The sequence below is a fragment of the Pseudomonas subflava genome, from assembly GCF_023823685.1.
In the GTDB taxonomy this organism is placed as follows: domain Bacteria; phylum Pseudomonadota; class Gammaproteobacteria; order Pseudomonadales; family Pseudomonadaceae; genus Aquipseudomonas; species Aquipseudomonas subflava.
Genome location: NZ_JAMXBF010000003.1, coordinates 542,976 through 568,932 on the forward strand (window position 1 = coordinate 542,976; position 25,957 = coordinate 568,932).

Annotated in this window: 25 protein-coding genes; 10 read left to right on the forward strand and 15 right to left on the reverse strand. The window is 67.5% G+C overall.

The features are described from left to right. Position 1: 1 nt before the first annotated feature. The 10 genes from NF616_RS05930 to NF616_RS05975 all read right to left on the reverse strand — a co-directional run bounded on the left by NF616_RS05930 (position 2) and on the right by NF616_RS05975 (position 11,064). Positions 2-1,945 (reverse strand): MacB family efflux pump subunit, encoded by a 1,944-nt coding sequence (locus NF616_RS05930; RefSeq protein WP_252272252.1) that lies wholly within the window; start codon positions 1,943-1,945, stop codon positions 2-4. After that, positions 1,942-3,108, reverse strand: coding sequence for an efflux RND transporter periplasmic adaptor subunit (locus tag NF616_RS05935; protein WP_252272254.1), 1,167 nt, complete (start codon positions 3,106-3,108; stop codon positions 1,942-1,944). The genes NF616_RS05930 and NF616_RS05935 overlap by 4 nt, the downstream gene beginning before the upstream one ends. Positions 3,109-3,137: 29 nt before the next feature. Further along, entirely contained in the window at positions 3,138-3,464 is a 327-nt protein-coding gene (locus NF616_RS05940; protein WP_252272478.1) for a DUF3325 domain-containing protein, read from the reverse strand. A gap of 14 nt (positions 3,465-3,478) precedes the next feature. Next, on the reverse strand, positions 3,479-5,122 hold the full coding sequence (locus NF616_RS05945) for a PepSY-associated TM helix domain-containing protein (RefSeq protein WP_252272255.1): 1,644 nt from the start codon (positions 5,120-5,122) through the stop codon (positions 3,479-3,481). Beyond that, positions 5,119-5,394, reverse strand: coding sequence for a hypothetical protein (locus NF616_RS05950; protein ID WP_252272257.1), 276 nt, complete (start codon positions 5,392-5,394; stop codon positions 5,119-5,121). The genes NF616_RS05945 and NF616_RS05950 overlap by 4 nt, the downstream gene beginning before the upstream one ends. 199 nt (positions 5,395-5,593) lie before the next feature. Continuing rightward, the gene (locus NF616_RS05955; RefSeq protein WP_252272258.1) at positions 5,594-8,083 is read right to left on the reverse strand and encodes a TonB-dependent siderophore receptor; all 2,490 of its coding nucleotides are present in this window, start codon (positions 8,081-8,083) and stop codon (positions 5,594-5,596) included. A gap of 108 nt (positions 8,084-8,191) precedes the next feature. Continuing rightward, positions 8,192-9,139, reverse strand: a complete 948-nt coding sequence (locus tag NF616_RS05960; protein WP_252272260.1) for a FecR domain-containing protein — start codon at positions 9,137-9,139, stop codon at positions 8,192-8,194. 1 nt (position 9,140) lies between these two features. Beyond that, positions 9,141-9,662 (reverse strand): sigma-70 family RNA polymerase sigma factor, encoded by a 522-nt coding sequence (locus NF616_RS05965; protein WP_252272261.1) that lies wholly within the window; start codon positions 9,660-9,662, stop codon positions 9,141-9,143. 75 nt (positions 9,663-9,737) lie between these two features. Then, a complete protein-coding gene (locus NF616_RS05970; RefSeq protein ID WP_252272263.1) occupies positions 9,738-9,968 on the reverse strand; it encodes a DUF1161 domain-containing protein in 231 nt (76 codons plus the stop codon). A gap of 31 nt (positions 9,969-9,999) precedes the next feature. Next, a complete protein-coding gene (locus NF616_RS05975) occupies positions 10,000-11,064 on the reverse strand; it encodes an aminopeptidase (RefSeq protein ID WP_252272265.1) in 1,065 nt (354 codons plus the stop codon). A gap of 43 nt (positions 11,065-11,107) precedes the next feature. Between NF616_RS05975 and NF616_RS05980 the strand changes: the two genes are divergently transcribed. Further along, positions 11,108-11,518 carry a PA0061/PA0062 family lipoprotein gene (locus NF616_RS05980; protein WP_252272267.1) on the forward strand — a complete coding sequence of 137 codons (411 nt, stop codon included), beginning with the start codon at positions 11,108-11,110 and terminating at the stop codon, positions 11,516-11,518. 41 nt (positions 11,519-11,559) lie between these two features. After that, positions 11,560-11,979: a PA0061/PA0062 family lipoprotein gene (locus NF616_RS05985; RefSeq protein ID WP_252272268.1), complete on the forward strand. Its 420-nt coding sequence runs from the start codon at positions 11,560-11,562 to the stop codon at positions 11,977-11,979. A 3-nt stretch (positions 11,980-11,982) separates the two neighbouring features. Here the strand turns inward: NF616_RS05985 and NF616_RS05990 are convergent, their stop codons facing one another. The 4 genes from NF616_RS05990 to NF616_RS06005 all read right to left on the reverse strand — a co-directional run bounded on the left by NF616_RS05990 (position 11,983) and on the right by NF616_RS06005 (position 14,105). Further along, the gene (locus tag NF616_RS05990) at positions 11,983-12,408 is read right to left on the reverse strand and encodes an OsmC family protein (protein ID WP_350493480.1); all 426 of its coding nucleotides are present in this window, start codon (positions 12,406-12,408) and stop codon (positions 11,983-11,985) included. A 67-nt stretch (positions 12,409-12,475) separates the two neighbouring features. Further along, on the reverse strand, positions 12,476-13,474 hold the full coding sequence (locus NF616_RS05995) for an LLM class flavin-dependent oxidoreductase (RefSeq protein WP_252272271.1): 999 nt from the start codon (positions 13,472-13,474) through the stop codon (positions 12,476-12,478). A gap of 100 nt (positions 13,475-13,574) precedes the next feature. Beyond that, the gene (locus tag NF616_RS06000) at positions 13,575-13,799 is read right to left on the reverse strand and encodes a DUF1161 domain-containing protein (RefSeq protein WP_252272273.1); all 225 of its coding nucleotides are present in this window, start codon (positions 13,797-13,799) and stop codon (positions 13,575-13,577) included. A gap of 90 nt (positions 13,800-13,889) precedes the next feature. Then, on the reverse strand, positions 13,890-14,105 hold the full coding sequence (locus NF616_RS06005; protein ID WP_252272275.1) for a dodecin: 216 nt from the start codon (positions 14,103-14,105) through the stop codon (positions 13,890-13,892). A gap of 230 nt (positions 14,106-14,335) precedes the next feature. Here NF616_RS06005 and NF616_RS06010 point away from each other — a divergent pair, with 230 nt between their 5' ends. The 6 genes from NF616_RS06010 to NF616_RS06035 all read left to right on the forward strand — a co-directional run bounded on the left by NF616_RS06010 (position 14,336) and on the right by NF616_RS06035 (position 22,730). Next, positions 14,336-14,833 carry a sigma-70 family RNA polymerase sigma factor gene (locus NF616_RS06010; protein WP_252272277.1) on the forward strand — a complete coding sequence of 166 codons (498 nt, stop codon included), beginning with the start codon at positions 14,336-14,338 and terminating at the stop codon, positions 14,831-14,833. Beyond that, a complete protein-coding gene (locus NF616_RS06015) occupies positions 14,830-15,774 on the forward strand; it encodes a FecR family protein (protein ID WP_252272279.1) in 945 nt (314 codons plus the stop codon). The genes NF616_RS06010 and NF616_RS06015 overlap by 4 nt, the downstream gene beginning before the upstream one ends. A 101-nt stretch (positions 15,775-15,875) precedes the next feature. Next, the gene (locus NF616_RS06020; RefSeq protein WP_252272281.1) at positions 15,876-18,305 is read left to right on the forward strand and encodes a TonB-dependent siderophore receptor; all 2,430 of its coding nucleotides are present in this window, start codon (positions 15,876-15,878) and stop codon (positions 18,303-18,305) included. Between the two features lie 330 nt (positions 18,306-18,635). Next, the gene (locus NF616_RS06025; RefSeq protein WP_252272283.1) at positions 18,636-19,145 is read left to right on the forward strand and encodes a sigma-70 family RNA polymerase sigma factor; all 510 of its coding nucleotides are present in this window, start codon (positions 18,636-18,638) and stop codon (positions 19,143-19,145) included. Then, the gene (locus tag NF616_RS06030; RefSeq protein ID WP_252272285.1) at positions 19,142-20,098 is read left to right on the forward strand and encodes a FecR domain-containing protein; all 957 of its coding nucleotides are present in this window, start codon (positions 19,142-19,144) and stop codon (positions 20,096-20,098) included. Before NF616_RS06025 ends, NF616_RS06030 begins: the two co-directional genes overlap by 4 nt. Before the next feature lie 145 nt (positions 20,099-20,243). Then, on the forward strand, positions 20,244-22,730 hold the full coding sequence (locus NF616_RS06035; protein WP_252272287.1) for a TonB-dependent siderophore receptor: 2,487 nt from the start codon (positions 20,244-20,246) through the stop codon (positions 22,728-22,730). 159 nt (positions 22,731-22,889) lie between these two features. Here NF616_RS06035 and NF616_RS06040 read toward each other — a convergent pair whose 3' ends face one another. Further along, on the reverse strand, positions 22,890-23,786 hold the full coding sequence (locus NF616_RS06040; protein ID WP_252272289.1) for a LysR family transcriptional regulator: 897 nt from the start codon (positions 23,784-23,786) through the stop codon (positions 22,890-22,892). Between the two features lie 137 nt (positions 23,787-23,923). On the opposite strand from NF616_RS06040, the gene trpB reads away from it, so the two are divergent. Together trpB and trpA are read left to right on the forward strand one after the other, a co-directional pair. Beyond that, positions 23,924-25,135 carry a tryptophan synthase subunit beta gene (gene trpB / locus NF616_RS06045; protein ID WP_252272291.1) on the forward strand — a complete coding sequence of 404 codons (1,212 nt, stop codon included), beginning with the start codon at positions 23,924-23,926 and terminating at the stop codon, positions 25,133-25,135. After that, on the forward strand, positions 25,132-25,941 hold the full coding sequence (trpA, locus tag NF616_RS06050) for a tryptophan synthase subunit alpha (RefSeq protein ID WP_252272293.1): 810 nt from the start codon (positions 25,132-25,134) through the stop codon (positions 25,939-25,941). The genes trpB and trpA overlap by 4 nt, the downstream gene beginning before the upstream one ends. Positions 25,942-25,957 lie beyond the last annotated feature (16 nt).

A 25,957-nucleotide genomic window follows, 5' to 3' on the forward strand; every position in this document is an offset into this window, starting at 1 on the left:
CTCATTCGCTGGCCAGGGCGGCAACCGGGTCGAGGGCGGCGGCGGTCTTCGCCGGCAGGTAGCCAAACAACAGGCCGGTGCCCACCGCGCAGGCGAAGGCCAGCAGCATCGCCGACAGGGAGAAGATCAGCGGCACGCCGGCCACCAGCAGCGCCGCGCCGCCAATCAGGCCGACCAGCACGCCGATGCTGCCGCCGACCAGGGTGACCAGCACCGCCTCGCCGAGGAACTGGCGGAGGATGTCGCGCTGGCGCGCGCCGGTGGCCATGCGCACGCCGATCTCGCGGGTGCGTTCGCGCACCGTCATCAGCATCACGTTCATCACCCCGATGCCGCCGACCAGCAGCGACACGGCGGCGATCAGGCCGAGCATACGGGTCATGCTGTCCTGGGTCTCGGCCTCGGCCTGGACCTTGGCCGCGGCGTTGTCGACCTGGAAATCCTCGCGGCCATGGCGCGCCAGCAGCAGCTCGCGGGCGGCGGTTTCGGCGGCCTGCACCTGGTCGGTGGAGGCGGCGGTGAGCGCGGCGTACTCCGGCTCGGAGATGTCCTGGTAGACCCGCGCGCGCCCGGCGGCGTAGGGGATGAAGACCATCTCGTCGTAGTAGTCGGCGCCGGACTCGCGGCCCTTCTCGGCCATCACCCCGATCACCTCGAACGGCGCCTCGCCGATCAGCAGCTGCTTGCCCAGCGGGTTGGGTTCGTCGCGGAAGAAGAACTGGCGCGCCTTGTGCCCGAGCACCACCACCGGCGCCAGGTCCTGGTCCTCTTCGGCGGTAAAGAAGCGCCCCTCGGCCACCGGCCAGTGCTGGATCGCCGGCAGCTGCTCGTTGCTGGCGAACACGTAGATTTCCCGAGAGGCGTTGCCGTATTGGACCATGCGCGGGTTGCCGATCACCGGGGTGAACAGGTCGATCTCCGGCAGCTCGCCGAGCGCCTCCAGATCGCCCTCGCTGAGGGTGCCCCAGGGGCCGCCTTCCGGCGGTTGCGCGGCGTACAGGTAGAGCGTGGTGGCGCCCATCGAGGCCATCTGCGCCAGGACCTTCTGCTTGGTGCCCAGGCCGATGGCGAGCATGACGATCACCGAGGCCACGCCGATGACGATGCCGAGCAGGGTCAGCGCGGTGCGAAAGCGATTCAGCAGCATCACCCGCCAGGCCGAGCGCAGCACCTCGCCAAGCGCACTCCAGCCGGCACCGTGCACGCTCATGCCGTCGAAGCGCGGCGCCGGCAGGGCGGCCGGATTCGATTGCGCGCCACTGTCGCCAATGATCGCGCCGTCGCGAATCTCGATGACCCGCTGGGCCTGGGCCGCCACCTCGCGGTCGTGGGTGATCAGGATCACCGTGTGCCCGGCCGCCGCGAGCTCGCGCAGCAGGGTCATGACCTCGCGGCCGCTGTGCGAGTCGAGGGCGCCGGTAGGCTCGTCGGCGAGGATGATACGCCCGCCATTCATCAGCGCGCGGGCGATGGACACGCGCTGCTGCTGGCCGCCGGATAGCTGGCCGGGGCGGTAGTCCAGGCGCTCGCCCAGACCAAGACGGGTAAGCAGGGCGCTGGCGCGCTGGCGGCGCTCGTCGGCGGACATGCCGGCGTACAGCGCCGGCACTTCGACGTTTTCGCAGGCCGATTCGGTGGCGATCAGGTGGTAGCCCTGGAACACGAAGCCGAAGGCCTCGCGGCGCAGCCAGGCCAGTTGGTCGGCGTCCAGTTCGGCGACGTCGTGGCCGGCGAAGTGGTAGCTGCCGGCGCTGGGGCGGTCGAGACAACCGAGCAGATTCATCAGCGTCGACTTGCCGGAGCCGGAGCTGCCGACAATGGCGACGAATTCGCCGGCGGCGATGCGCAGGTCGATGCCGTGCAGCACCTCGACCTCCGGTGCGCCGTTTTCTCCCCCGTAGCGGCGGCGGATGCCGCGCAGTTCGATCAGCGGCGTGTCGCTCACCACTGGAACCTCGACGGCGCGGACTCGCGCTCGCCGGTGACCAGCAGTTCGCCCTCGCCCAGGCCGTCGACCACCTCCACCAGTTGGCGGCTGCGCGCGCCGACCCGCACTTCGCGCGCCGCGGTGCGCCCGGAGGCTTCCAGCACGCGGGCGCTGAACAGCCCGGCCTGGCCCGCCACCGGCTGCAGCGCGGCCAGCGGCGCGGTCAGCACGTCATGGGCGGCGGCGGTAACGAAGGTCACCTGGGCGGTCATCTGCGGCATCAGCTCGCCGTCGTCGTTGTCGACGTCGAACAGCACGGTGTACTGCACCGCCTTGACCGTCTGCGGCACCGCGGCGGACTCGCCGGAGGCGCTGGGTGTCACCGGCGGCGCCGGCAGCACCTGGCGCACCTTGCCGTGCCACCGGCGACCATCGCCACCGAGGGTGGTGAAGTACAGCGGCATGTCGACCCGCAGGCGGCGGATGTCGGCCTCGGAGACCTTGGTCCAGGCGGTCATCGCGCCGAGATCGGCCAGGCGCAGCACGGTCGGCGTCTGGTAGGTGGCGTTGAGGGTCTGGCCCTGTTTGACGTCGACACCGATCACCGTGCCGGCGATGGGCGCGTAGATGCGCGTGTAGCTCAGCTGCGCCTCGTTGCCGCGCAGGCGCGCGCTCGCCTCGGCGATCTTCGCACGCAGCTGGCGCAGACGCGCCTCGGCGGAACGCAGGGTGGCGACGGCGATCTGCACGTCTTCCTCGCGGGTCGCCTCCTCGGCGGCCAGGCGCTGCTGGCGCTGGTGCTGCTGGCGCGCCAGATCGAGCTGCGCCTGCTGCTCGGCCAGCTGTGCGCGCAGGCCGTCGAGGGCCGCGCGGTCGGCCTCGACCGAGGCCTGGTGCAGACTGGCATCGATCTCGGCGAGCAGTTGGCCCTTCTCCACCCGGTCGCCGGGCTGCACGTGCAGCCGGGTGACCTGGCCGGACACCTGGGCGCCGACATCCACCGACTCGCGTGGCTGCAGGGTGGCGATGGCGGTGACGCTGGCCTCGATATCACCACGGCCGACGGCCACGGTGTCGTAGGCCACCGCGTCATCCCAGGTCAGCCAGATCAGCGCCGGCACGCCGAGGACGAGGGCGGCCGCCAGGCCACGGCGCAGGAGCGGGGGGACACGCGAGAGCATCGACGACTTCTTCCTTGAACGATGCCGGTTCAGCCGGCGGTCAGCAGCAACACCGGCAGCCCGGCGCCGGCCGCAACGGCGGCCAGCAGGGCGGCGATACGCGGGCGATAGGGCAACAGCAGCACCAGCACGAAAGCGCCGACGCTGAGCATGCCGCACCAGACCACGGGGCCGACGGCGCCGCCCCAGATCTGCACGCACGGCCATACGGCCAGCGCCAGCAGCAGCCAGCCGGCCACACGCAGCAGGCGCTGGCGATTCGGCGCCTTGGCCTTCCACACCTGGGAATGATGACGGTCCATGGCCAGGCACAGGCCGGCCATGCCTGCGTAGCAGAGCGCGGCGGCGAGAATCACGGCGAGGGACAGGCTCATGATTGCGCCTCCGCCACGGCAGCGCGCTGGCGAGCACGCGCCGGCACGGCCCGCGGCCGGGCGATGCGCCGGGCGCCCCACAGCGACAGCACGCCGGTGGCCAGCGCCACCAGCTCGACACCGGCGCGCTCGCCGTCACCGCGCTGCAGGTACAGCAGCAGATGCTCGCCTACGCTCAGCCAGTTGAGCAGCGGCAGCAGCAGGCACAGTGCGGCCAGTGCCAGCAGCTGCTCGACCCAGGCGCGCGAGGCCGGGCGCAACGCGGCGTGGAAAAAGCTCAGCAGCCACACGACGAAGAACACCACGATCTCCCACACCGGACGGTCGTCGATGCCCAGCGGCAGCAGGCGATTGCCCCAGAAGAAGGCCACGCAGGCGATGGACAGGCCGGTGAGGGTGCCGACGTTGAGCACCTCGATCACCCGGTACACGCGGGGGGTGGCGGAGCCGAACTCGTTCAGCGAACGCTGGCGGCGCTTTACCATGAACAGCAGGGCGCCGGTGGCCAGCATGGCCGCGCCGGCCAGGCCGCTGAGGAAGTACAGCCAGCGCACCAGGTGGCCACCGAACGCGGCGAAGTGCAGGTTGCGCATCACCGACTGCACGTCCTGCGCGGCGCCGCCTCGCAGCTCGCCGGGCATCTGGATATCGGTCTGCGCGCCGCTGACGCCGTCGAAAAACACCTGGCCGCCGCCGTCGCCGAGCAGGCGGTATTCGCCCGGTTTCTCGATGAAGCGGCCGAACACCAGCACCGAGGCACTGCTGTCGTTGGGGTGTTCGATGCTGACGAAACTGGCAGGGCGCTGCAGCTGCTGCTCGGCGCGCACCAGCAACTCGTCAACCTTGGCCAGCGGCGCGGCGATGCCGGTGATCTCCTGGTGCTGCGGCTGGGTCAGCAGGTCGGCGAAGTAGGCCTCCTCGCTGTCGTAGTGGGCGACGATGCCGGCCGGCATGTACAGCATGTAGAAGGTCGCCAGGCCGGTATAGGCGATCATCAGCTGGAACGGCAGGCTCAGCACCGACAGCGCGTTGTGCGCATCCAGCCAGCTGCGCTGGCCCTTGCCCGGGCGGAAGGTGAAGAAGTCCTTGAAGATGCGCTTGTGGATGACGATGCCGCTGACCAGCGCCACCAGCATGGCCATGGTGAAGGCACCGACGAACCAGATGCCGGCGGTGCCGCCATGGAATTCGAAGTGCATGTGCACGAAGTGGTGACCGCCCTCGCTGTCACGCTCGTGCGAGCCGTCCACCGGCTGGCCGGTGCGGGCGTCGATGCGGGTGTTGTGGAAGTTCTCCTGCGGGTCCTGCCAGAACAGGCGGATCGATGGGTCCTCGTCCGACGGCAGGCCGACGCCCCAGAAGTGCGCGTCGGGCTGGTTCTTTTCGAACCAGGCCTGGCCCATGCGCACCGCGCCGGGGCGGTCGAAACCATCGTCCAGGCCGGTGTCGCCGCTGGCCTCGGCGGCCTGCGGCAGGTGCGGCTTCATCCAGCGGGTGATCGGCTCGTCGAACACCCCCAGGCTGCCGGTGAGGAAGATCACGAACAGCACCCAGCACGCCCACAGCCCACCCCAGGTGTGCAGCCAGGCCATGGCCTGGCGCAGCCCGCCCTCGGCCGCGCCACTCTCGACCTTGCTCATGCCTCACCTCCCAGCAGAATGCCGGCACCGGTCAGCACCAGCGAGGCGATCACGAGCACCCACCAGATGCGCTTCAGGTTGGGGGTGGCGAACACCCAGACGATCACCGCGGTGTACACCGCAAAGCTGGTCAGCGAAGCGGCGAGGATCGCCTGGCTCTTGGGCAGCGGCAGCACGGCGCCGAGGAAGATCACGCTGGCGCAGGTGAGTGCATAACCGCCGAGCAGCGCGGCCGCGGTGCGCGAGAGCAGCGCGAGGGAACGGGGGGACATCGATTTCATCGGCGAACAACCATGGCCGGTAAAGAGAACACCGCCGGCAAAGCCGGCGGCACGGACGTGTGGGTGATTGCGAACGCATCGTCCCTGACAACAGGACGAACGAGCCCAGCAAAACCTGCATGCCTCCCGTCGGCTCATCTGTGACCAGATGTGTCCGGCTTCACCGCAGCGTCGCCGGACGGCCGCGCGATCAGAAGTCCATGCGCAGGCCGAGGGTGGCGTTGCGCGGTGCACCGTAATAACTGGAGCTGGTGCTGGTGTAGTACTCCTCGTCGAGCAGGTTGTTGAGGTTGAGCGTGGCGTTGAGCTGCTCGGTGAGCGGGTAGCGGGCGAAGGCATCGACCAGCGCGTAGTCGCCCTGGGTGAAGCGCACGCCCAGCGGGCCCGTGTTGTCGCTGTAGATCTCGCTCTGCCAGTTGACCCCGCCGCCGAAGGTCAGGCCGTTGCCCAGGCTGCGCAGGGTGTAGCTGGTGAACAGCTTGGCGGTGTTCTGGGCGATGTTGGTGTTGAGCTTGTTGCCATCGGCGTCCTGCACGATGTTGCGGCTGAAGCTGGCGCTGGCCTGCCAGTCGGGCGCCAGCTCGCCGGTGACTTCCACCTCGAAGCCGCGGGTCTTGGTGCCGGACTCGGCGCGATAGGCCTGGCTGCCGTCGGGCGCCAGCTGGCCATCGCCCAGCGACACGGCCAGGTTGTCCTGCTCGATCTGGTACAGCGCGATGCCAAGGTTGAGACGCTCGTCGAAGAACGCCGCCTTGCTGCCGACCTCGTAGCCCACGCCCTTGAGCGGGTCGATATAGGCGCCGGTCAGGGTCTTGTAGTCCTGCGGCTTGAAGATGCTGGTGTAGCTGCCGTACACCGACCAGATGTCGTCGATGTCGTAGACCACGCCGGCGAACGGAGTGACCACGCCGGTTTCGCCGCGATCACTGAGGTCGGAGGGCGTGCCGTCGTAGTACTCCGTGCGGATCTTGTTATTCCAGTCGATGACCCGTGCACCGAGAATCAGCGAGAGGTCCTCGGTCAGGCGCAGGCGGGTACTGCCGTGGACGGCGTCCTGCTCTTCCTCGTAGTCAATGCGGCCATAGGCCTGCAGATCGAGCTTGCCCGGCGTCTTGCCATCCCAGCGGTAGATGTCGCCTATCACGGGGAAATCGCCGGTCACGGGATCGCGCCACCAGGTGTAGGCAGGCGTGCGGTAATCGGTCTTCTGCCGGCTGTAGCCGACGATCGCGTCGTGCTCAAGACCGAACAGGTCGAAGCTGCCCGCCAGGTTCAGGTCGAAGCTGTCCTGCACCGGCTTGGCCTTCCAGCGGTTGGCATAGAACACCACCGAGGCCGGGTCTGCGCCGGGTGCGTAGTTGTTGCCACCGGCGTAACCGCTGAGTTCGTCGTACTCGCTGCGGCGCTGGTTGAGGGTCAGCTTGGCCTTCCAGCGCTCGGTCAGGTTGTGCTCGAGGGTGGCGAAGGCGGACACGGCGCTGCGCTCGGAATAGGCCCAGCGGGCGGCGGCGGAATCCGACTCGTCATGATCGGCACGGGTGCCGTCGTTGTTGAACAGCGGCAGGCCATTGCGGGCATGGCCGTCGTAGTCGTCGGACTGCGAGTCCATGCCGAAGGTCAGCAGGGTGTCGGGGGTCAGGTCGGCCTCGATGACGCCGTAGAACACGTCCTTGCGCTGGCTCAGGTAGTCGACGTAGGAATCGCTCTCTTGGTACGCGGCGACGAAGCGCCCCCGCAGGTTGCCGCTCTCGGTCAGCGGCCCGCCGACGTCCACCTCGCCACGGCGGTAGTCCCACGAGCCGCCGCTGACGCTGACGCTGCCCTTGAATTCGGAGGTCGGCCGCTTGCGGACCATGTTCAGGGTGGCGCCGGGGGTGCCGACGCCATTGGTCAGGCCGGTGGCGCCGCGAATGACCTCAACGCGGTCGTACAGCGCCATGTCGTTGCTCTGCGCCGGGCTCTCGTAGTTGCTGTCGAGCACCTGCAGGCCATCGATCTGGTAGTTCTCGACCTTGAAGCCGCGCGAGTAGATGCCGCTGTTGTCGCCACCGTTGCCGCCGCTCTGGCTGAGGGTCAGGCCCGGCGTCTGGCGCACCACGTCGGTGAGCTGGGTGAGGTTCTGGTCCTGCATGCGCTGGCGGGTGATCACCGACACCGACTGCGGCGTCTCGCGGATCGACAGCGGCAGGCCGGTGGCGGTGCTGGTCGAGCCGGTGGTGTAGGAGCCGGTGCCCTCGGTGGTTTCGCCCAGGCCGTTGCCGGTGATGCTGGTGGTGTCCAGCTGCAGGGCCGAGCCGACCTCGGGCGCCGGCAGCAGCGAGTAGTTGCCGCTGGCCTGGCGCGACACCTGCAGGCCGCTGTCGGCCAGCAGCCGGGCCAGCGCCTCGTCCGCCGACAGCTGCCCGCTCACGCCCGGCGACTGCAGGCCGCGCACGGTCTCCGGCGAGTACGAGACGCTGACGCCGGTGGTGGCCGCGAAGCTGTTCAGCGCCGACTCCAGCGAACCCGCGCCGATGGCGAAGTCATGCTGCGCCGCCACGCTCTGCGCCCAGGCCGGTTGCACCTGCAGCACGCCGGCCACGGGCAGCGCCAGCATGGCGCCGAGCAACGCGCGGTGGACGGCCAGGTCCAGCGGGCTGAGGGAAGAACTGCGGAGCAGCGAAGCGGTGCGGCGGGACATGGAGAGTACCTGGGATGGTTGGCAGAGGAGCGCACGGCAGGCGCTTTCCTTACCAAGCCGAATGAGAAACAAAATCAACAACACCCCAGGTGAAGTTATTTCGCCGGCTCAGGCTGACTCGACGCGAACCCAGTAGCGGGTCAGGCGCCGTACCCGCAGCGGCAGCGTATTGCTCAGGTTGTCCAGCACCGCGTCGCTGTCGGCCAGCTGGAACGCGCCGGAGATGCGCAGCCCCGCCAGCGCCGGGTCGCAGGACAGCAAACCCGGGCGATAGCGCGCCAGCTCGTCGATGAAGCGCGGCAGCGGCCAGTCGCTGACCACCAGCATGCCGCGCAGCCAGGCGTCGGAATGGGCCTCCAGCGGCTCCGGCGCCGCGCAGGCGTTGGCGTCGAACCACAGTTGGCGGCCGGCCTCGAGTCGCAGCGGCCGTGTCGGCGCCTGCAGCGGGCGCACTTCCACCGCGTGCTGCAGCACCCGCACCTGGGTGCGTTCGCCGTCCTGGCGCACCAGGAAGCGCGTGCCGAGGGCGCGGATGCTGCCCTGCCCGGTGTGCACCACGAAAGGCCGCGGGTCGGCGGCGGTCTGCACGAAGATCTCGCCACGGCGCAGATGCAGCTCGCGCAGGCGTGCGCCGTAGACGATGTCGAGCGCGCTGTCGCTGTTCAGGCGCACGCGGCTGCCGTCGTCGAGACGAACCAGGCGGCGCTCGCCGACGCCGGTGCGGCGGTCGGCACGCAGGCTGCGCACGGGATCGGATTGCCAGCCGAGACCGGCCATGCCGCCGCCCAGCACCAGCAGACCGAGCAGCTTGAGGTTCTCGCGGCGGCGCTGACCGACGCCGCGCAGAGCCGCAGGGGCGACTTCGGCAGGCAACGCGGCCATCCGCCCCTGCAGCTTTTCCAGACGATTCCAGGCCTGGCGGTGCGTCGCATCGGCCGCCAGCCAGCGGCGGTGAGCCTCGCCGGTCTGCGCGCATTCCGGCGCGGCGAGCAGATTGAGGTGCCAGTTGGCGGCGGCGCGCAACACGGCAAGCGACGGCTGGACGGGTGGGCTCATGTCAGTCCCCGATCAGCAGCAGGCACTGGGTCAGGCCGCGGACCACGTACTTGCGCACAGTATTGGTCGACAGGCCCAGGCGCCGGCCGATCTCCACGTGGCTGAGGCCGTCGAGCTGCGCCATCAGGAAGATCTCGCGGCAACGCGCGCCGAGGCCATCGAGCATGCGGTCGATTTCCAGCAGGGTCTCAAGGATCAGCGTCCGCTCCTCCGGCGAGATGTCCAGGGGCTCGGGCAGCGCGGCCAGGGCCTCCAGGTAGGACTGTTCGAGGGCGCGGCGGCGGAAGCCATCGATCATCAGACCGCGGGCGATGCTGCTCAGATAGGCGCGCGGCTCGCGCAGATCCAGAGTCTGGCGACTGGCAAGGACGCGGACGAAGGTGTCCTGGGCCAGATCGGCGGCGCTCTCCGCGCAGGGCAAGCGTTTGCGCAGCCACAACCGCAGCCAGTCGTGATGCTCCCGGTAGAGCGATTGCACGGCGTGCTGGGTGGAGAGGTCGGCGGCCTGGTCGGGAGTGCGCACGGCGGATGAGCTAAATGATAATTGATATCATCCATTCTCCACCGAAAGCTCCCCGCCGCGCAAGCGACGCGGCGTTCACTCGTTCTTCTGGTAGACGATCTTCCTGCTGCCGCCTTCGCAGCTGCCGACCACCATGGCCGGGTCCTCGACCTCGGCGGCGGGAACGATTTCCAGCGTGTAGCTGGTGACGTTGGCGGCCTGGATCTTCACCTCGATCTCCTGCTTCAACTCTTCGCAGGGCTTGGGCGCGGCCAGAGCGCCGCCGCACAGCAGCGTGGCCAGCAGGGCAACGAAACAGCGCTTCATCGCGGAGCTCCTCGGGTGGGATGCGGCAGTTCTAGTTCTGATCCGCCAGCCGCGCCAGCGTTCGCTCGCGCTCGTCCGCCGGCCGTTCGCCGAGGGCGGCGACGCGACGGTAAAACTCGGCCCAGTCGCCGCCGGCCTGGCGGAACAGCGCGGCGAAGGACTCCACCCATTGATCGTAGAGGCCGAAGGGCAGCAGCCGGGCGTTGTTCAGCGGCTGCGCCATCCAGGCGTCGTAGCGCCGATCACCGCCCCATTCGCCGTCGCGCAGTTCTTGGTATTCGGCGCGCAGCCGCTCGAATTCAGCGGCCTTGCCGGCGCGCTTCTGCGCATCGTCCAGCGGCCCTTCATAGAGCTTCTGCAGGCGCTCGCGGCTGGCCAGGATCAGCGCGGTGAACTGCCGGCGCATGCGCTCCTCGTGGGCGTCGCCGGGCGCCAGGCCGCGGGCGGCGCGCCACTGACGCAGGCCCTGCTGCTCGACGAAGCTGGCGAAGGACTCGTTGAACGCCGTGTCGTCGGCCACGTACAGCCGCTGGTGCGCCAGCTCGTGGAAGATCACCGCGGCCAGGCGTTCGTCGTCCCAGCGCAGCATGGTGTTGAGGATGGGGTCGTCGAACCAGCCTAGGGTCGAGTAGGCCTCGATACCGGCGGCGTAGGTGTCCATGCCCTCGACCTGCAGCAGCGCCGCGGCACCGCGGGCGCGGCCCTGTTGGTAGAAGCCGCGGTAGGCCACGCAGCCGGCGATGGGAAAGCAGTGGGTCAACGGCTGCAGCGACAGCTCGGGCGTGGCGAAGACATTCCACACCACATAGGGCCGCCGCAGGTCGGCGTACAGCCGGTAGCTGCGGTTGTCCGGCAGGGCCAGCTCGGCGCTGGCGAAGTCGCGGGCCTGCTGGGCCAGCGCCAGGCGTCGGGAAAGATCGGCATCGGTGGCGGGATCGGCGAGCAGCGCGTCCACCGGCTCGCGGGCGGCGAGCAGTTCGAGCTGGCCGCGGCCGAGGTGGGCGTAGTAGTCGAGACTGGCACAACCGCTCAGCAGGGCGCCGAGCAGTAGCGGAACCAGGCACCGCGCGCGGCGGTCGAGTAGGGCGATAGGCATGCCCCGAGCCTATTGCATTGCCCCTCCGCCTAGGAAGCCCACCATGCGCAAAGCCCTGTTCTGCCTGCCCATCCTGCTCTCCGGCTGCTCCCTGTGGATGCCGCGCCACGATCCCGATCAGGCCTGGATCGATCTGCACGGGCGCGAGGACGGGCGTCTGCAGGCGGTGCAGGTGGACGGCCAGACGCTGGAAGACGACCGCTTCTTCCAGGTGCCCCCCGGTCGCCACGAGCTGCAGGTGCGCCTGCGCTTCGCCGTGGACGCCAGCAACGTCGGCAGCGACCAGGACCTGCCGCGCACCTGCCTGCTGACGCTCGACTACGCCGACTTCAGCGCCGGCCAGCGCTATCGACTGAAGGCCGGCAGCCGCGGCTTCCGCCCCTGGGCGCAGCTGCTGGACGAACGCGGCGAGAGCCTGGCGCGGGCACGCGAGGGCCGCTGCGGCGCCGTCTGATCGGCGTTATGCTGACTCACCCCGTTCCGAGGATCGCCGCCATGCGCCTGCCCCTGCTGCTCTGCCTGTTCGCCCTTAGCGCCTGTGCCAGCCCGCTGCCGCCGGCCGATCCGCAGCAGGCCTGGGTCGAGCTGTACGCCAGCGCCGGCTACACGCTGATGGCGCACAAGCTGGATGATGAGCAGACGCGCGACGGCCGCTACTTCCAGGTGCCGCCGGGCGCCCACGAGCTGCAGGTGCGCTTCCAGTTCGAGGTGCCGGGCGGCGGGGGCGGCAGCGACTTCAGCAGCGAGCCGATCCAGATGACCTGCCAGCTGCGCTTCCGCTACGACGGCTTCGCCGCCGGCCAGCGCTATCGCATCGAGGCGCGGCCGCTGCAGCGCAAGGCCCAGGGCTGGCTGTACGGCGCAGACCGCCAGATTCTGGCGCGCGCCGAGGTGCTGCGCTGCGGCACCTTCTAACGGTCAGTTTTCCAGGGTCGCCTGCAGGCTGATCTCGGTATCCAGCACCTTGGATACCGGGCAGCCGGTCTTGGCCGCCTGCACGGCCTGCTCGAAGGCGTCTCGGTCGGCGCCCGGCACACGCGCCTGGAGGGTCAGGTGCACGGCGCTGATGCGAAAGCCCGCCTCCTCCTTGTCCAGCCACACCTCGGCATGGGTTTCCAGGCTCTCGGCGGTCATGCCGCGGTCGCCCAGCTCCTTGGACAGGGCCATGGAGAAACAGCCGGCATGGGCGGCGGCGATCAGCTCCTCGGGGTTGGTGCCGGGCTGGTCCTCGAAGCGGGTGTTGAAGCCGTAGGGGTTGTCCTCGAGCGCGCCGCTCTGGGTGGAGATGCTGCCCTTGCCGTCCTTGATGCCGCCCTGCCAGTGGGCCGAAGCCCTCTTCTTGATGGTCATGTCGCGTTCCTCTCGTCATTGGGTACCTGTTGAGAGGAACGCGAGGCCGGCAAAGTTCGCCTCAACGCAACCCGGCGACCAGTTCGAAGCTGCGCAGACGATGCTCGGGCTGATACAGGTCGCAGGTGAAGATCAGCTCGTCCGCGCCGGTCTGCTCCAGCAGCACCTCCAGGCGTGCGCGCACCTTCTCCGGCCCACCAACCACCGCCAGGCCGAAGAAGTCGCCCACCGCCTGCTGCTCGTGGGGCAGCCAGCGGCCGACCATGCTCTCCACCGGCGGGCGCAGCACCAGGCTCTGGCCGCGGATCAGCGCGAGGATGCGCTGGAAGGCGGTGGTGGCGAGGAACTCGGCTTCTTCGTCCGTGGGCGCGGCGATCAGCGGCACGCCGATCATCGCGTAGGGCTTGTCCAGCACCGCCGAGGGCTGGAAGTTCTCGCGGTAGATGCGCAGCGCCTGGTGCAGGTAGCGCGGCGCGAAGTGCGAGGCGAAGGCGTAGGGCAGACCCTTCTGCGCCGCCAGCTGGGCGCTGAACAGGCTGGAGCCGAGCAGCCAGATCGGCACACCGCTGTCGACGCCGGGCACGGCCAGTACCGTCTGGCCGGGCTGGCGCGGGCCGAGCAGGGTCTCCAGCTCCTCGACGTCCTGCGGGAAGTCGTCCGGGCTGCCCAGGCGGTCGCGGCGCAGGGCGCGGGCGGTGGCCTGGTCTGCGCCCGGGGCGCGGCCGAGACCGAGCTCGATGCGCCCGGGATACAGCGCCTCGAGGGTGCCGAACTGCTCGGCCACCACCAGCGGCGCGTGGTTGGGCAACATCACCCCGCCCGAGCCCAGGCGCAGGGTCGAGGTATTCGCCGCCAGGTAGCCGAGCAGCACGGCGGTGGCGGCACTGGCGATGCCCTCCATGTTGTGGTGCTCGGCCACCCACATGCGCGAGAAGCCGAGCCGCTCGACATGGCGGGCGAGGTCGAGGGAGCGCTGCAGCGCGGGGCCGGCGCCGACGTCGTCGTCGCGCATGGGCGCCAGGTCGAGCACGGCGAAAGGGGTGTTGGACAGCTTGCTCATGGGAGGCCTCCTGAGGTCATTTCTCGGATATGGGGCCGCCCGGCACAAATGAAAAGGCCGGAGCCCCTCACGAGACTCCGGCCCGGTGCGCGGCGGCGTGTCAGCCGCGCTGGTAGACGATTTCCTTGCTGCCGCCCTCGCAGCTGCCGACTACCTGCTTGTCGCCGGCGGCGCCCTTGTCGACCACTTCCAGGGTGTAGGCGGCGACGCCCTTGTCCTTGAGCTTGGCGTCGATCTCGGACTTCAATTCTTCACAGGGCTTGCCGGCGGCCAGGGCCGAACCGGCCAACGTGAACAGGGCCAGGCCCAGCATCATTCGCTTCATGGTTAACGCTCCTTCGTTGATGGACTCGCGGGACAACCCGACCCGCTCGGCGCAGCCTAGCCGAGCGCAGCCGGTAAAACCGTGCGGCGGTCAGCTGTTGCTGATGCGGAAGCCGACCTTGAGGGTGACCTGGAAGTGCGCGACCCGGCCATCGGCGATGTGGCCGCGGGTCTCGACGACCTCGAACCAGTCCATGTTGCGCACGGACTTGGCGCATTCGGCCAGGGCATTGTTGATCGCGTCCTCGATGCTGGTCGTGGACGAGCCGACCAGGTCGATCAGCTTGTAGGTGTGGTGATCGGTCATGACGCTCTCCTTGTGGGGTCGATGCACGTGCAGTTGTGGCCGTACCAACGCCGATTTAGTTCAGATTAGCTGCCCGCACGCGGCCTGCCGCTGCTCCTTGTGCTCCGCGAATAGCGCATCGCACGGCACCGGCCGGAGACGCCGCGGGCCAAACGCAGCGGCTGGCGATTGCGCAACGAGGCACAAGCCCGATAGGATGAGATGAATTCTCATTCGCGCCACTCCCGCCCGTGTCCTCCTCCAAACTCGGCTTCTTCTTCAGCGAACACCGCCGCTGGCTGCTGCAATACCTGCAGCGCCAGGTGCGCCACCGTGCCGACGCCAAGGACACTGCGGCTGAGACCTTCTGCCAGCTGCTCGCCGCCAAGGTCGACCCGGAAACCATCGAACAGCCGCGCGCCTACCTGTCGACCATCGCCCGCCGCCTGGTCTTCGACCGCCACCGCCGCCGGCGTCTGGAGCAGGCCTACCTGGAGCGCCTGGCGCTGCTGCCGGAAGAGCTGGCGCCCTCGCCGGAAGACAGATTCCTCCTGCTCGAAGCGCTGAGCGCCATCGACCGCGTCCTGACCGACCTGCCGCTGGTGGTGAAAAAAGCCTTCCTGCTCAGCCAGCTGGATGGTCTCGGCTACGCCGAGATCGGCCGCCGCCTAGAGGTCTCCGAACGCACCGTGGGCCGCTATATGACCCAGGCCCTGCGCCAGTGCTACCTGACAGGAGCCCAGCCATGAACCGCGAACTCGACCCCATCGCCGAACAGGCCATCGCCTGGCTGGTGCGCCTGCGCTCCGGCCGCGATCAGGCGCGCCAGCAGGCCGCGCTGCAGGTCTGGCTGGACGAAAACCCAGCCCACATCCGTGCCTGGGAGCAGCTGCAGCGCGGCCTGGGCAACCACTACGAACTGCTGCGCAAGGCGCCGAGCAGCCTGCGCGAGCCCCTGGTGCAGCCGGAGCTGAAACGCCGCGACGTACTGCGCGGCCTGGCCGGCCTCGGCCTGCTTGGCGGCGGCCTTTGGCTGGGCGTGCACAGCCAGCCCGGCCAGACGCTGCTGGCCGACCTCAGCACAGGCAGCGAGCGTCGCGAACTGTCGCTGCCCGATGGCAGCCGCCTGAACCTGAATGCCGGAAGCGCAGTCGATGTCGACTTCACGGCCGAGCGACGCCTGCTGACCCTGCGCCAAGGCTCACTGGTGGTGCAGGTCGCCGCCGATCGCAATCGTCCGCTGATCGTGCGCACCGCCCAGGGCGAAGCCCGCGCGCTGGGCACGCGCTTCCTGGTCGAGCAGCAGGCCGCCAGCACCCACGTGATGGTGCTGGAACACGCCGTGCAGGTCTCGCTGCCCAGCGGCGCGCGGCTCGACCTGCAGGAAGGCCAGGCCGCGCTGTTACAGGGCAATCGTATCGAACGCCTGGCCGGCGAGCAGCGTTACCGCGCCGACTGGCTGGACGGCCACCTGAGCGTGCTCGACGAGCCGCTGGCCACCGTCATCGACGCCCTGCGCCCCTACCATCGCGGTCTGCTGGGGGTCAGCCCACAGGTACGCGACCTGCGCGTGCAGGGTGTTTTCCCGCTGGACGACACCCGGCGCAGCCTCACCGCCCTGGCGGAAACCCTGCCGATTCGTGTTGACCGCTACGGCCCCTGGCTGACCCTGGTCGGCCCGGCCAACTGAACCGGGGCGCCGGGGTAAGTGAAAATTCTTCGCATTCGTGTCCGGTTTTTCGCGCCCGTCACACCTATCTCCTGACCCCCACACTTTTGCAGGAGATCCCCGTGTTCGAACCCTGGCCCCGTACCCTCGCCCTGTCACTATCGCTGGCCTGCGCCAGCACTCTGGCTGTCGCCGAACAACGGCTGATCCGCTTCGACCTGCCCGCCGCCAGCCTGGCGCAGTCGCTCAACGCCATCGCCCGGCTGAGCGGCCAGGTGGTTTCCCTCGATCCGGCGTTGGTACAGGGCAAGCAAGCCCCGGCGATTAGCGGCGAGATGACCGCCGAACAGGCACTGCAACAAGCCTTGCAAGGCAGCGGCCTGGAGCTGCGCAGCACGCAGAGCGGTACCTACAGCGTGCAGCCCAAGGCCGACGGCGATGGCGCTCTGGAGCTGGGGACCACCACCATCAATGGCAATGGGTTGGGGGGCGTCACCGAAGGCACCGGGTCACTGACCACCGCAGGGCCGGTGACCGCTGCGACCGGGCTTAACCTTTCACTGCGTGAAACGCCGCAGTCGGTCACGGTCATCACCCGCGAGCGCATGGAGCAACAGAATCTCAACTCCCTGGCCGAGGTCGCGGAGCAAGTACCCGGCGTGCACTTCAACTCGACCGGCACGCCAATCGGCGGCCGGACCTGGATGTATTCGCGCGGGTTCATCGTGAACAGCTATCAGGTTGATGGCGTCAACGTGCCATGGGAGACGATGTCGGAATCCTCTCAATACGGGCATGGCGCACTGGATACCTCCATCTACGACTCCGTCACCGTGGTACGTGGCTCGACCGGCCTGATGACCGGAGCCGGTGAACCCAGTGCCTTGATGGCATTGACGCGCAAGAAGCCGACAAGCGAGCTGCAGACCACCCTGGAGGCCACCACCGGAAGTTGGGATCACTATCGCGGCATGGCCGACGTGGGCGGGCCGCTCAACGAGTCCGGAACGCTGCGCGCACGCGTGGTGGGCGCCTACGACGAGGGCGATACCTGGGTCGACAGATACAGCAATGAGCGCAGCATCTTCTACGGCGTGATAGAGGCAGACCTCAGCCTGGACACGCTGCTGACCGTCACCCTGGAACATGGCACTGCCGACAGCAAAGGCGCTCCCTGGGCAGCCGACTACGGCGCCTTCTTCTATTTCGCCGACGGGGAAACGCCCATTCCCCATGACGACTCCACCAGCATCGTGCCCGACTGGACTGATCTGAACAGTGATCGCAGCTACCTGACGACGACATTGGCTCACCAGTTCAGCGAAGACTGGAAGGGCAGGCTCAGCTACGGTTACGGCAAATTCAATTCCAAGATGCACCGCGGCATGATCAGCTGGCTCATCCCGGAGGACGGCTCACCTGCCGAGGGGCGCGTTCTCAGCCTCGACTACAGCTACGACACACACATTGTCGATGCCCAGCTCGACGGCAAGTACCAGCTGTTCGGACGGGAGCACGAACTCGTCACCGGCTTCAACTTCTATCGCAACGATCAGCAAGCGGATACCGCCTTCCTGAGTAACGCCTACTCGGATTTCGCGACCTGGAATAACGGCGGGCTGCATTTCAACGAGCCCAACTGGAATGACCTCGACGGCTCCGAAGACGATTACCCCTTTGATTCGAAGATCGAACAACAAGGTGCCTTCGTCGCCACTCGGCTACACCCTACCGACCGTCTCTCGGTGATCCTGGGCGGACGCATGACCACCTGGAAGTCCCACTCGAAGGACCGTGCGACGGCCTATCACGACGCCTACGTTTGGGATGATCGTGTGTACAGCAGTGAGCTGACGCCCTACGCCGGTGTGGTGCTCGATCTCACCCAGAATCTCTCGGCCTATGCGAGCTATACGCAGATCTTCAACCCGCAGGATGTGAAGGATGCCGATGGCCGTCTGCTCGATCCGGAGGAGGGAGATACCTACGAGGTCGGGCTGAAAGGTGCGTGGTTTGATGACCGTTTGAACACGAGCATCGCCGTGTTCGAATCGAAACGCGACAACCTCGCGGTGGAAGACGGCATCAACGTGACCCCGGACGGCGATCAGGCCTACCGTGCCGAAAGCGATACCCAGGGCAGGGGATGGGAGTTCGAGGTGGCGGGAGAGTTGACACCTCGCTGGCAGGTTCAGGCGGGTTATACCTACTTCCGCAACGAGGATCACGATGGCAACGTTCTCGATGCCACACAGCCCGAGCAGCTATTCAAGCTGTATACCTCGTATCAACCGGCACTGGTGCCGAAGCTGACGCTGGGCACCAGCGTGCGCTGGCAAGACGATACCCATGTGGCAGGCGAGAGCGATCCGCTCTACGACATCGACAGCTACTTTGTGGTTGGCGCCAATGCGGATTACCAGCTGACCGAGGAGCTTTCGCTGTCACTGCTCGTCAACAATGTCCTGGATGAAGAGTACCGCGTCAGCAACTACTCCTATTCCTATGGCGCACCACTGAACGCCTCTGTCTCTGTGCGAGCGCAGTTCTAAGACGCGTCCTGTCTTCCACCTGAAGGCCCACACCTGTGGGCCCTTTCCAGGTGGCACTCTCAGCGTTTAGGGCGCCGCCCGAACATCTGGCTGAAATTCCGGGGGCCTTGTCGCGTTAGGGCAATAGGCCCGTCCAACGGCCGCAGCCCATGGCAATTAGATGGAGCGCCACGGGCGTCTTTCACCAGCCCGACGCCACGACCTAGCTCCGATGGATTGGCTGCGCGCTATCCACCCTACTTTTCTTCCACAGCATTCCCAAACCGCACGCCGCGGCCTTAGAATTGCGATAAATTCTTATTTGCACTCGATTCAGAGTAAGAGGCGGATATGTCCAGCGAGGCTCTCGACGGCGTTCAGCTCGACGCGCTCTACCGCAATCATCACGGCTGGCTGCAGGGCTGGCTGCGCAAGCGCCTGGGTGACCGCGAGCGCGCCGCCGATTTAGCCCAGGACACCTTCCTGCGCCTGCTGGTGACCCGGCGCATGCCCGAGCTCGGCGAGGGTCGCCGCTACCTGGCGCAGATCGCCCGCAACCTGATCATCGACCAGTGGCGTCGCCAGCGCATCGAACAGGCTTACCTCGACACCCTCGCCGCGCTGCCGGAACCGGAAACGCCGTCGCTGGAGACCCGCGCCATGATCATCGAGACCCTGCTGCAGATCGACGCCATGCTCGATGCCATGCCGAGCAAGGTGCGCCAGGCTTTCATGCTGGCGCAGTTCGAGGGCCTGGGTTACGCCGAGATCGCCGAGCGCCTGCAGGTCAGCATCAGTTCGGTGCAGAAGTACATGACCCGCGCCATCGCCGCCTGCTACCAAGTGCTATACGCCGAATGAAAGCCGACAGCCACGCCCCCATCGCGCCCGCCATCGTCGAGCAAGCCAGCCACTGGCTGATGCTGCAGTGGGACGGCCAGCTGCTCGGCGAACAGCAACGCAGCTTCGCCGCCTGGCAGGCTGCCAACCCCGAGCACCAGCGCGCCTGGCAGCGCATGCAGCAGCTGCAGCAGACCCTGGCCAGCGTACCGGGGGATACCTCGCGCGCGGTGCTGCGCGACATGCCCGACCAGCGCCGCCGCCACACCCTCAAGCTGCTCGGCCTGCTGCTGATGGCCGGCGGCAGCGGCTATGTCGCGCAATCGCAGCTGCCCTGGCGCGAAGCCATGGCCGACCTGCGCAGCGGCACCGGCGAACGCCTGCAGCGCACCCTGGCCGATGGAAGCCAGCTGAGCCTGAACAGCGCCAGCGCGGTGAACATCCTGTTCGGTCCGAGAGAACGTCGCCTGCGCCTGCTGACCGGCGAGTTGCTGCTCGACAGCGGCAAGGACCCGGCCGGGCGGCCGCTGATCGTCGAGACCGGCGCCGGCGAGATCCAGGCCCTGGGCACGCGCTTTTCGGTGTACGAGATCGATGACGGCAGCCGCGTCGAGCTCTACGACGGCGAGCTGGAGCTGCGCCCGCGCAGTGCCCAACCCACGCGCCTGCAGGCGGGACAAAGTCGCTGGTTCTCCGCCACGCGGCTCGGCCCGCTGATGGCGGCTGACGCCAATCGCAGCGCCTGGCAGCAGGGCCGATTGATCGCCGAGCGCATGCCGCTGGGCCAGTTCCTCAGCGAACTTTCACGCCACCGCCCCGGCGTGCTGCGCTGCGATCCGGCGGTAGCCGGGCTGCAACTGACCGGCGTGTTCCCGCTGGCCGACACCGACCGCGTGCTCACTGCCCTGCAGCAGTCGCTGCCGATCCGGGTGAACAGCCTGACGCGCTACTGGATAACGGTCGTGCCCGCCTAAACCGATCCTTCCCGCCCGACAAGGCGCCTGCTTCCAGCCGAAAGCCCGCCAGAAAATATTTCACCAGTTGCTTGTCGGTTTCGCCGCATCGCTCGGGATACCTCTTGAACTCAATCCAGAAGCATTCTCAAGAGGATCGATCAGAATGCCGTATCTGCCCGCTGCCACCCGCTCCCGACTGAGCCTCGCGGTTCGCCACGCCCTGTTCACCGGCCTGCTGGCCGGCGCGCCACTACTGATGACCGCCCCCCTGGCCCAGGCCGCCGATGCTGCCAGCGAACAGAGCCGCAGCTATGCCATCCCCGCCGGCCCGCTGGACCAGGCGCTGAACCGCTTCGCCAGCAAGGCCGGCATCCTCCTCGCGGTGGACGCCCAGCTCACCGCCGGCAAGCGCAGCCCGGGACTCAACGGCAGCCATACGGTGGATGACGGCCTGGTCCGCCTGCTGCAAGGCAGCGGCCTGCGCGCCCTGAATGCCGGCGGCAGCTATGTACTGGAAAAGGCGGTGGATAGCGGCGCGGCGGTCGAGCTGGGCACCACCAACATCAATGCCAACGGACTGGGCGCCACAACCGAGGGCACAGGCTCTTACACCACTGGCTCGACCAGCGCCGCGACCAAGATGAACCTGTCGCCACGCGAGACCCCGCAATCGGTCAGTGTCATCACCCGCCAGCGTATCGAGGATCAGAACATCAATACGCTGGGGGAAGCGATCAAGTACGCCCCCGGCGTTACCCTGAGCAAATGGGGTGGCGAACGTGAGCGCTTCAATTCGCGCGGCTTCCAGATCAACAACCTGATGATCGACGGCCTGCCGATGGAGTATGAGGAGGCCGCGCTGTCTACCGGGCTGCTGTCCATGTACGACCGGGTCGAAGTGGTGCGTGGCGCAAGCGGTCTGATGGAAGGTGCCGGCACGCCAGGCGGCTCGATCAATCTCGTGCGCAAGCGGCCAACCAAGGAATTCCAAGGCTCGGCCACCGCTTCCGCCGGCAGCTGGGACAACTACCGCAACGAGCTGGATCTTTCCGGGCCACTGAACGACAGCGCCACCCTGCGTGGGCGCACCGTGCTGGCCTACCAGGACAAGAACTCCTTCATCGACGATTACGAGAACCAGCGCAGCCTGTTCTACGGCATCCTCGAAGGCGACCTCAGCGAAGACACCACCCTGACCCTCGGCGCCTCCTGGAGCAAGGACAACAACCCTGGCGCCGACTGGAACGGCCTGGGCACCTACCCTGACGGCAGCTTCCTGCCGATCTCCCGCTCCACACGTATGAGCCCGAGCTGGTCTTACTGGGATAAGGAAAGCACCACCGTCTTCGCCGAACTGGAGCACCGCTTCGCCAACGACTGGAAGGCGCGCATCGCGGCCTCCCTGGTGGAAAGCGAGATGGACATGCTCGGTACCTTCCTCAATTCCTCCACGCTGGATGCCAATGGTGATCCCTCGTTCACCATGCGCGGTGGCGCCTACAACTACGACCGCGATCAGAAAAGCATCGATGGTTATCTGTCCGGTCCCTTCCAGCTATTGGGGCGCAGCCACGAGCTGGTGCTGGGCACCAGTTACCGGCGTAGTGAACATCACGATACTGGGGCTGCAACGACCGATAACGGCAGCTTCGATATCGCCACGATCAATCCTCTGGCCTGGGACCCGGACTCATTGGCCATCCCTGAAATCGGCGCCTTCGGCACCTGGCATCGCTACCAGCAAACCGATCAGACCGGCGTATACGGGGCCAGTCGTTTCAGCCTGACCGACCAGTTGTCGCTGATCGTCGGCAGCCGCCTCGACTGGTACGAAATGGACACCATTCAATACGACGCCGGTTGGCCCTATGGCGAGGCTAACTACAAGACGACGCGCGAGTTCACCCCCTATGCCGGCCTCGTCTATGACCTGAACGACACCTACTCGCTATATGCCAGTTGGACGCGCATTTTCACGCCACAGAACTACGCCACAGCCAGCGGTGGGCTGCTCGACCCCCAGGAAGGCAGTAACTATGAGCTGGGCATCAAAGGCGAATACTTTGATGGGCGTCTGAATGCCAGCCTCGCCATATTCCAGATCGACCTTGAAAATCTGCCACAGCAGCTGCCAACCGCCAGTTGCCAGGCCGGCCTCGCCGCTTGCTATGAGTCTGCGGGTGAAGTACGCAGCCGCGGCTTCGAGCTGGAACTGACCGGCGAGCTGACGCCGAGCTGGCAGGTGGCGGCCAGCTACACCTATAACCACGCCATCGTCCGCGAGTCCGCAGCAGACGGCGCCAACCCCATCGGCACCGGGATCGAAGGCAAACGCTATGGCACGAACCTGCCGCTCAACCTGGCCAAGCTGTCGACCAGCTACCGCCTGCCGGGCGTGCTCAACCAGTGGCGCGTGGGCGGCTCGGTGTATTCGCAAAGCGACATCTTCACGCCACAAGGCGTCGAACAGGGCGGCTACACCCTGTTCGACCTTGAGGCGGGCTATGACGTGAATAGCCAGCTGGCGCTGACGCTAAACGCGAAGAACATCTTCGATAAGCGCTACTACACCAGCATCTCTGAGCCCATTGGCAGCAACTTCTTTGGCGAGCCACGCAGCTATAACCTGACCGCGCGCTATAAGTTCTGAGCAACACGTACGTTGGGCTGAGGCGCCGCGCCGAAGCCCAACATGGACTTGCGACCGGCAAAAGTTCGCAGCCGGCGGTTAGGCTGCGCTATCCCCTCAGTAACGCGGCATCTACAGACAAAAGACGGACGAGCCCGGGAAATCGCAGCTTTATGATCCCTACCCGTTATCGTCCTGCAGCTCCCGGCGCAGCCAGTCAGCCAGCCGCTCGGCACGGCGTTCGCCACGCCGGCTCGGCACCCACAGGGCCAGGCGCGCATCCGTCTCGACGAAGCCCCAGGGGGCGATCAGGCGGCCGGCGGCGAGGTCGTCGGCCACCAGCGCCTGTGGCGCGATGGCCACGCCGAGGCCGCTGGCGGCGGCTTCCAGCAGGTAGTAGAGGTGCTCGAAGCCCTGGCCGTGCTGCAGGCGTTGCGCATCCAGGCCCTGGACCTCGGCCCATTGCGGCCAGGCCTGCGGGCGTGAGGCGGTGTGCAGCAGCGGCTCGCCGAGCAGCGCGGCGGGCGGCTGGCCGGCCAGTTCGGCGCTGCGCGCATAGCGCGGGCTGAGCACCGGGCCGATGCGCTCCACGCCCAGCTCGAACACCTGCATGTCCGCCGGCCACGGCGGTTCGGCGAACAGCAGGGTGGCGTCGACCTGCGGGCTGCGCGGGTCCAGCTCGCCCTGGCTGGTGGACAGCTGCAAACGCAGCTCCGGCAGGTCCTTCTGCAGGCGATCCAGACGCGGGATGAACCAGCGCGCCAGCAGGCTGCCGGGGCAGCCGAGCACGAAGGGACGCTCGCGGTCCTGCTGGCGCAGTTCGGTGCACACCTCGCGCAGACGCTCGAAGGTCTCGCTGCTGACCTCGCGCAGGCGGCGGCCGGCATCGGTGAGTTTCACGCCGCGGCCGTCCTTGTCGAACAAGGCCACGCCGAGCTGTTCCTCCAGCACACGAATCTGCCGGCTCACCGCCCCGTGTGTCACATGCAGCTCGGCCGCGGCCTGGCTGATGCTGAGCAGGCGGGCAGCGGCCTCGAAGGCGCGCAGAGCATTCAGCGGGGGTAGTTCTCGGCTCATTGATTCGTGAGTTTTTCTGACATGTCAGGGCAATCTAATCGCTTTTCCCCGGATCGGCCAGGGTTAGAATGGCGCCATCGCTCACGCTCCCTCGATCCGGCTTTCGCGGATCAGGGCAGCAAGAACAGGAGAACACCATGACTTCCCTGCGCACCGGCCCGGACGCCACCGGCCTGTTCGGCCACTTCGGCGGGCAGTACGTCGCCGAGACCCTGATGCCGCTGATCCATGACCTCGCCGCGGAATACGAGAAGGCCAAGGCCGACCCGGAATTCGCCAGGGAACTGGCCTACTTCCAGCGCGACTATGTCGGCCGGCCGAGCCCGCTGTACTTCGCCGAGCGCCTGACCGAGCACTGCGGCGGCGCTAAGATCTACCTCAAGCGCGAGGAGCTGAATCACACCGGCGCGCACAAGATCAACAACTGCATCGGCCAGATCCTGCTGGCCAAACGCATGGGCAAGAAACGCATCATCGCCGAGACCGGCGCCGGCATGCACGGCGTGGCCACCGCCACCGTGGCCGCGCGCTTCGGCATGGAATGCGTGATCTTCATGGGCACCACCGACATCGATCGCCAGCAGGCCAACGTATTCCGCATGAAGCTGCTGGGCGCCACCGTGATCCCGGTCACCGCCGGCACCGGCACCCTCAAGGATGCGATGAACGAGGCGCTGCGCGATTGGGTGACCAACGTGCACAACACCTTCTACCTGATCGGCACCGTCGCCGGCCCGCACCCGTACCCGGCCATGGTCCGCGACTTCCAGGCCGTGATCGGCAAGGAGACCCGCGACCAGTTGCAGGAGAAGGAAGGCCGTCTGCCCGACAGTCTGGTCGCCTGCATCGGCGGCGGTTCCAACGCCATGGGCCTGTTCCACCCCTTCCTCGATGACAAAGATGTGCAGATCGTCGGCGTGGAAGCCGCCGGCCACGGCATCGAGACCGGCAAGCACGCCGCCAGCCTCAACGGCGGCGTACCGGGCGTGCTGCACGGCAACCGCACCTTCCTGCTGCAGGACGACGACGGCCAGATCATCGACGCCCACTCGATCTCCGCCGGCCTCGACTACCCGGGCATCGGCCCCGAACACGCCTGGCTGCACGACATCGGCCGCGTCGAGTACACCTCGATTACCGATGACGAGGCCCTGGCCGCCTTCCACCAGTGCTGCCGCCTGGAAGGCATCATCCCGGCCCTGGAGAGCTCCCACGCCCTGGCGGAAGCCTTCAAGCGCGCGCCGAAGCTGCCCAAGGACCACCTGATGGTGATCAACCTGTCCGGTCGTGGCGACAAGGACATGCAGACTGTCATGCACCACTACGACGAACAGGAAGAACACATATGAGCCGCCTGCAGACGCGCTTCGCCGAGCTGAAACAACAGAACCGCGCCGCCCTGGTCACCTTCGTCACCGGCGGCGACCCGGACTATGAGACTTCCTTGCAGATCCTCAAGGGCCTGCCGCAGGCCGGTGCCGACGTGATCGAGCTGGGCATGCCCTTCACCGACCCGATGGCCGACGGCCCGTCCATCCAATTGGCCAACATCCGCGCCCTGGGCGCCAAGCAGACCCTGGCCAAGACCCTGCAGATGGTCCGCGAATTCCGCCAGGGCGAGCAGAACACCCCGCTGGTACTGATGGGCTACTTCAACCCCATCCACTACTACGGCGTGGACAAGTTCGTCGCCGACGCCAAGGAAGCCGGCGTGGACGGCCTGATCGTGGTCGACCTGCCGCCGGAACATAACGCCGACCTGTGCTTCCCGGCCCAGGCCGCGGGCATCGACTTCATCCGTCTGACCACGCCGACGACCGACGACAAGCGCCTGCCGACCGTACTCAACGGCAGCTCCGGCTTCGTCTACTACGTGTCCGTGGCCGGCGTGACCGGTGCCGGTGCCGCCACCCTGGAGCATGTGGAAGAGGCCCATGCCCGCCTGCGCCGCCACACCGACCTGCCGGTGTGCATCGGCTTCGGCATCCGCACCCCGGAACACGCCGCCGACGTGGCGCGCCGCGCCGAAGGCGTAGTGGTGGGTTCGGCGCTGGTCGACCAGATCGCCAAGGCGTCCACCCCGCAGCAGGCCGTCGAAGGCGTGCTGAACCTCTGCGCCCAACTGGCCGAGGGCGTGCGCGGCGCCCGTCGCTGAGTTCGCTGCGTTACAC

What these genes read in the sequence shown, in the direction of transcription:
- NF616_RS05935 (WP_252272254.1), bottom strand. Translation starts at nt 3,108, where the DNA reads ATGCTCTCGCGTGTCCCCCCGCTCCTGCGCCGTGGCCTGGCGGCCGCC.
- NF616_RS05945 (WP_252272255.1), bottom strand. Translation starts at nt 5,122, where the DNA reads ATGAGCAAGGTCGAGAGTGGCGCGGCCGAGGGCGGGCTGCGCCAGGCC.
- NF616_RS05950 (WP_252272257.1), bottom strand. Translation starts at nt 5,394, where the DNA reads ATGTCCCCCCGTTCCCTCGCGCTGCTCTCGCGCACCGCGGCCGCGCTG.
- NF616_RS05955 (WP_252272258.1), bottom strand. Translation starts at nt 8,083, where the DNA reads ATGTCCCGCCGCACCGCTTCGCTGCTCCGCAGTTCTTCCCTCAGCCCG.
- NF616_RS05960 (WP_252272260.1), bottom strand. Translation starts at nt 9,139, where the DNA reads ATGAGCCCACCCGTCCAGCCGTCGCTTGCCGTGTTGCGCGCCGCCGCC.
- NF616_RS05970 (WP_252272263.1), bottom strand. Translation starts at nt 9,968, where the DNA reads ATGAAGCGCTGTTTCGTTGCCCTGCTGGCCACGCTGCTGTGCGGCGGC.
- NF616_RS05975 (WP_252272265.1), bottom strand. Translation starts at nt 11,064, where the DNA reads ATGCCTATCGCCCTACTCGACCGCCGCGCGCGGTGCCTGGTTCCGCTA.
- NF616_RS05980 (WP_252272267.1), top strand. Translation starts at nt 11,108, where the DNA reads ATGCGCAAAGCCCTGTTCTGCCTGCCCATCCTGCTCTCCGGCTGCTCC.
- NF616_RS05985 (WP_252272268.1), top strand. Translation starts at nt 11,560, where the DNA reads ATGCGCCTGCCCCTGCTGCTCTGCCTGTTCGCCCTTAGCGCCTGTGCC.
- NF616_RS05995 (WP_252272271.1), bottom strand. Translation starts at nt 13,474, where the DNA reads ATGAGCAAGCTGTCCAACACCCCTTTCGCCGTGCTCGACCTGGCGCCC.
- NF616_RS06000 (WP_252272273.1), bottom strand. Translation starts at nt 13,799, where the DNA reads ATGAAGCGAATGATGCTGGGCCTGGCCCTGTTCACGTTGGCCGGTTCG.
- NF616_RS06005 (WP_252272275.1), bottom strand. Translation starts at nt 14,105, where the DNA reads ATGACCGATCACCACACCTACAAGCTGATCGACCTGGTCGGCTCGTCC.
- NF616_RS06015 (WP_252272279.1), top strand. Translation starts at nt 14,830, where the DNA reads ATGAACCGCGAACTCGACCCCATCGCCGAACAGGCCATCGCCTGGCTG.
- NF616_RS06025 (WP_252272283.1), top strand. Translation starts at nt 18,636, where the DNA reads ATGTCCAGCGAGGCTCTCGACGGCGTTCAGCTCGACGCGCTCTACCGC.
- NF616_RS06030 (WP_252272285.1), top strand. Translation starts at nt 19,142, where the DNA reads ATGAAAGCCGACAGCCACGCCCCCATCGCGCCCGCCATCGTCGAGCAA.
- NF616_RS06035 (WP_252272287.1), top strand. Translation starts at nt 20,244, where the DNA reads ATGCCGTATCTGCCCGCTGCCACCCGCTCCCGACTGAGCCTCGCGGTT.
- NF616_RS06040 (WP_252272289.1), bottom strand. Translation starts at nt 23,786, where the DNA reads ATGAGCCGAGAACTACCCCCGCTGAATGCTCTGCGCGCCTTCGAGGCC.
- trpB (WP_252272291.1), top strand. Translation starts at nt 23,924, where the DNA reads ATGACTTCCCTGCGCACCGGCCCGGACGCCACCGGCCTGTTCGGCCAC.
- trpA (WP_252272293.1), top strand. Translation starts at nt 25,132, where the DNA reads ATGAGCCGCCTGCAGACGCGCTTCGCCGAGCTGAAACAACAGAACCGC.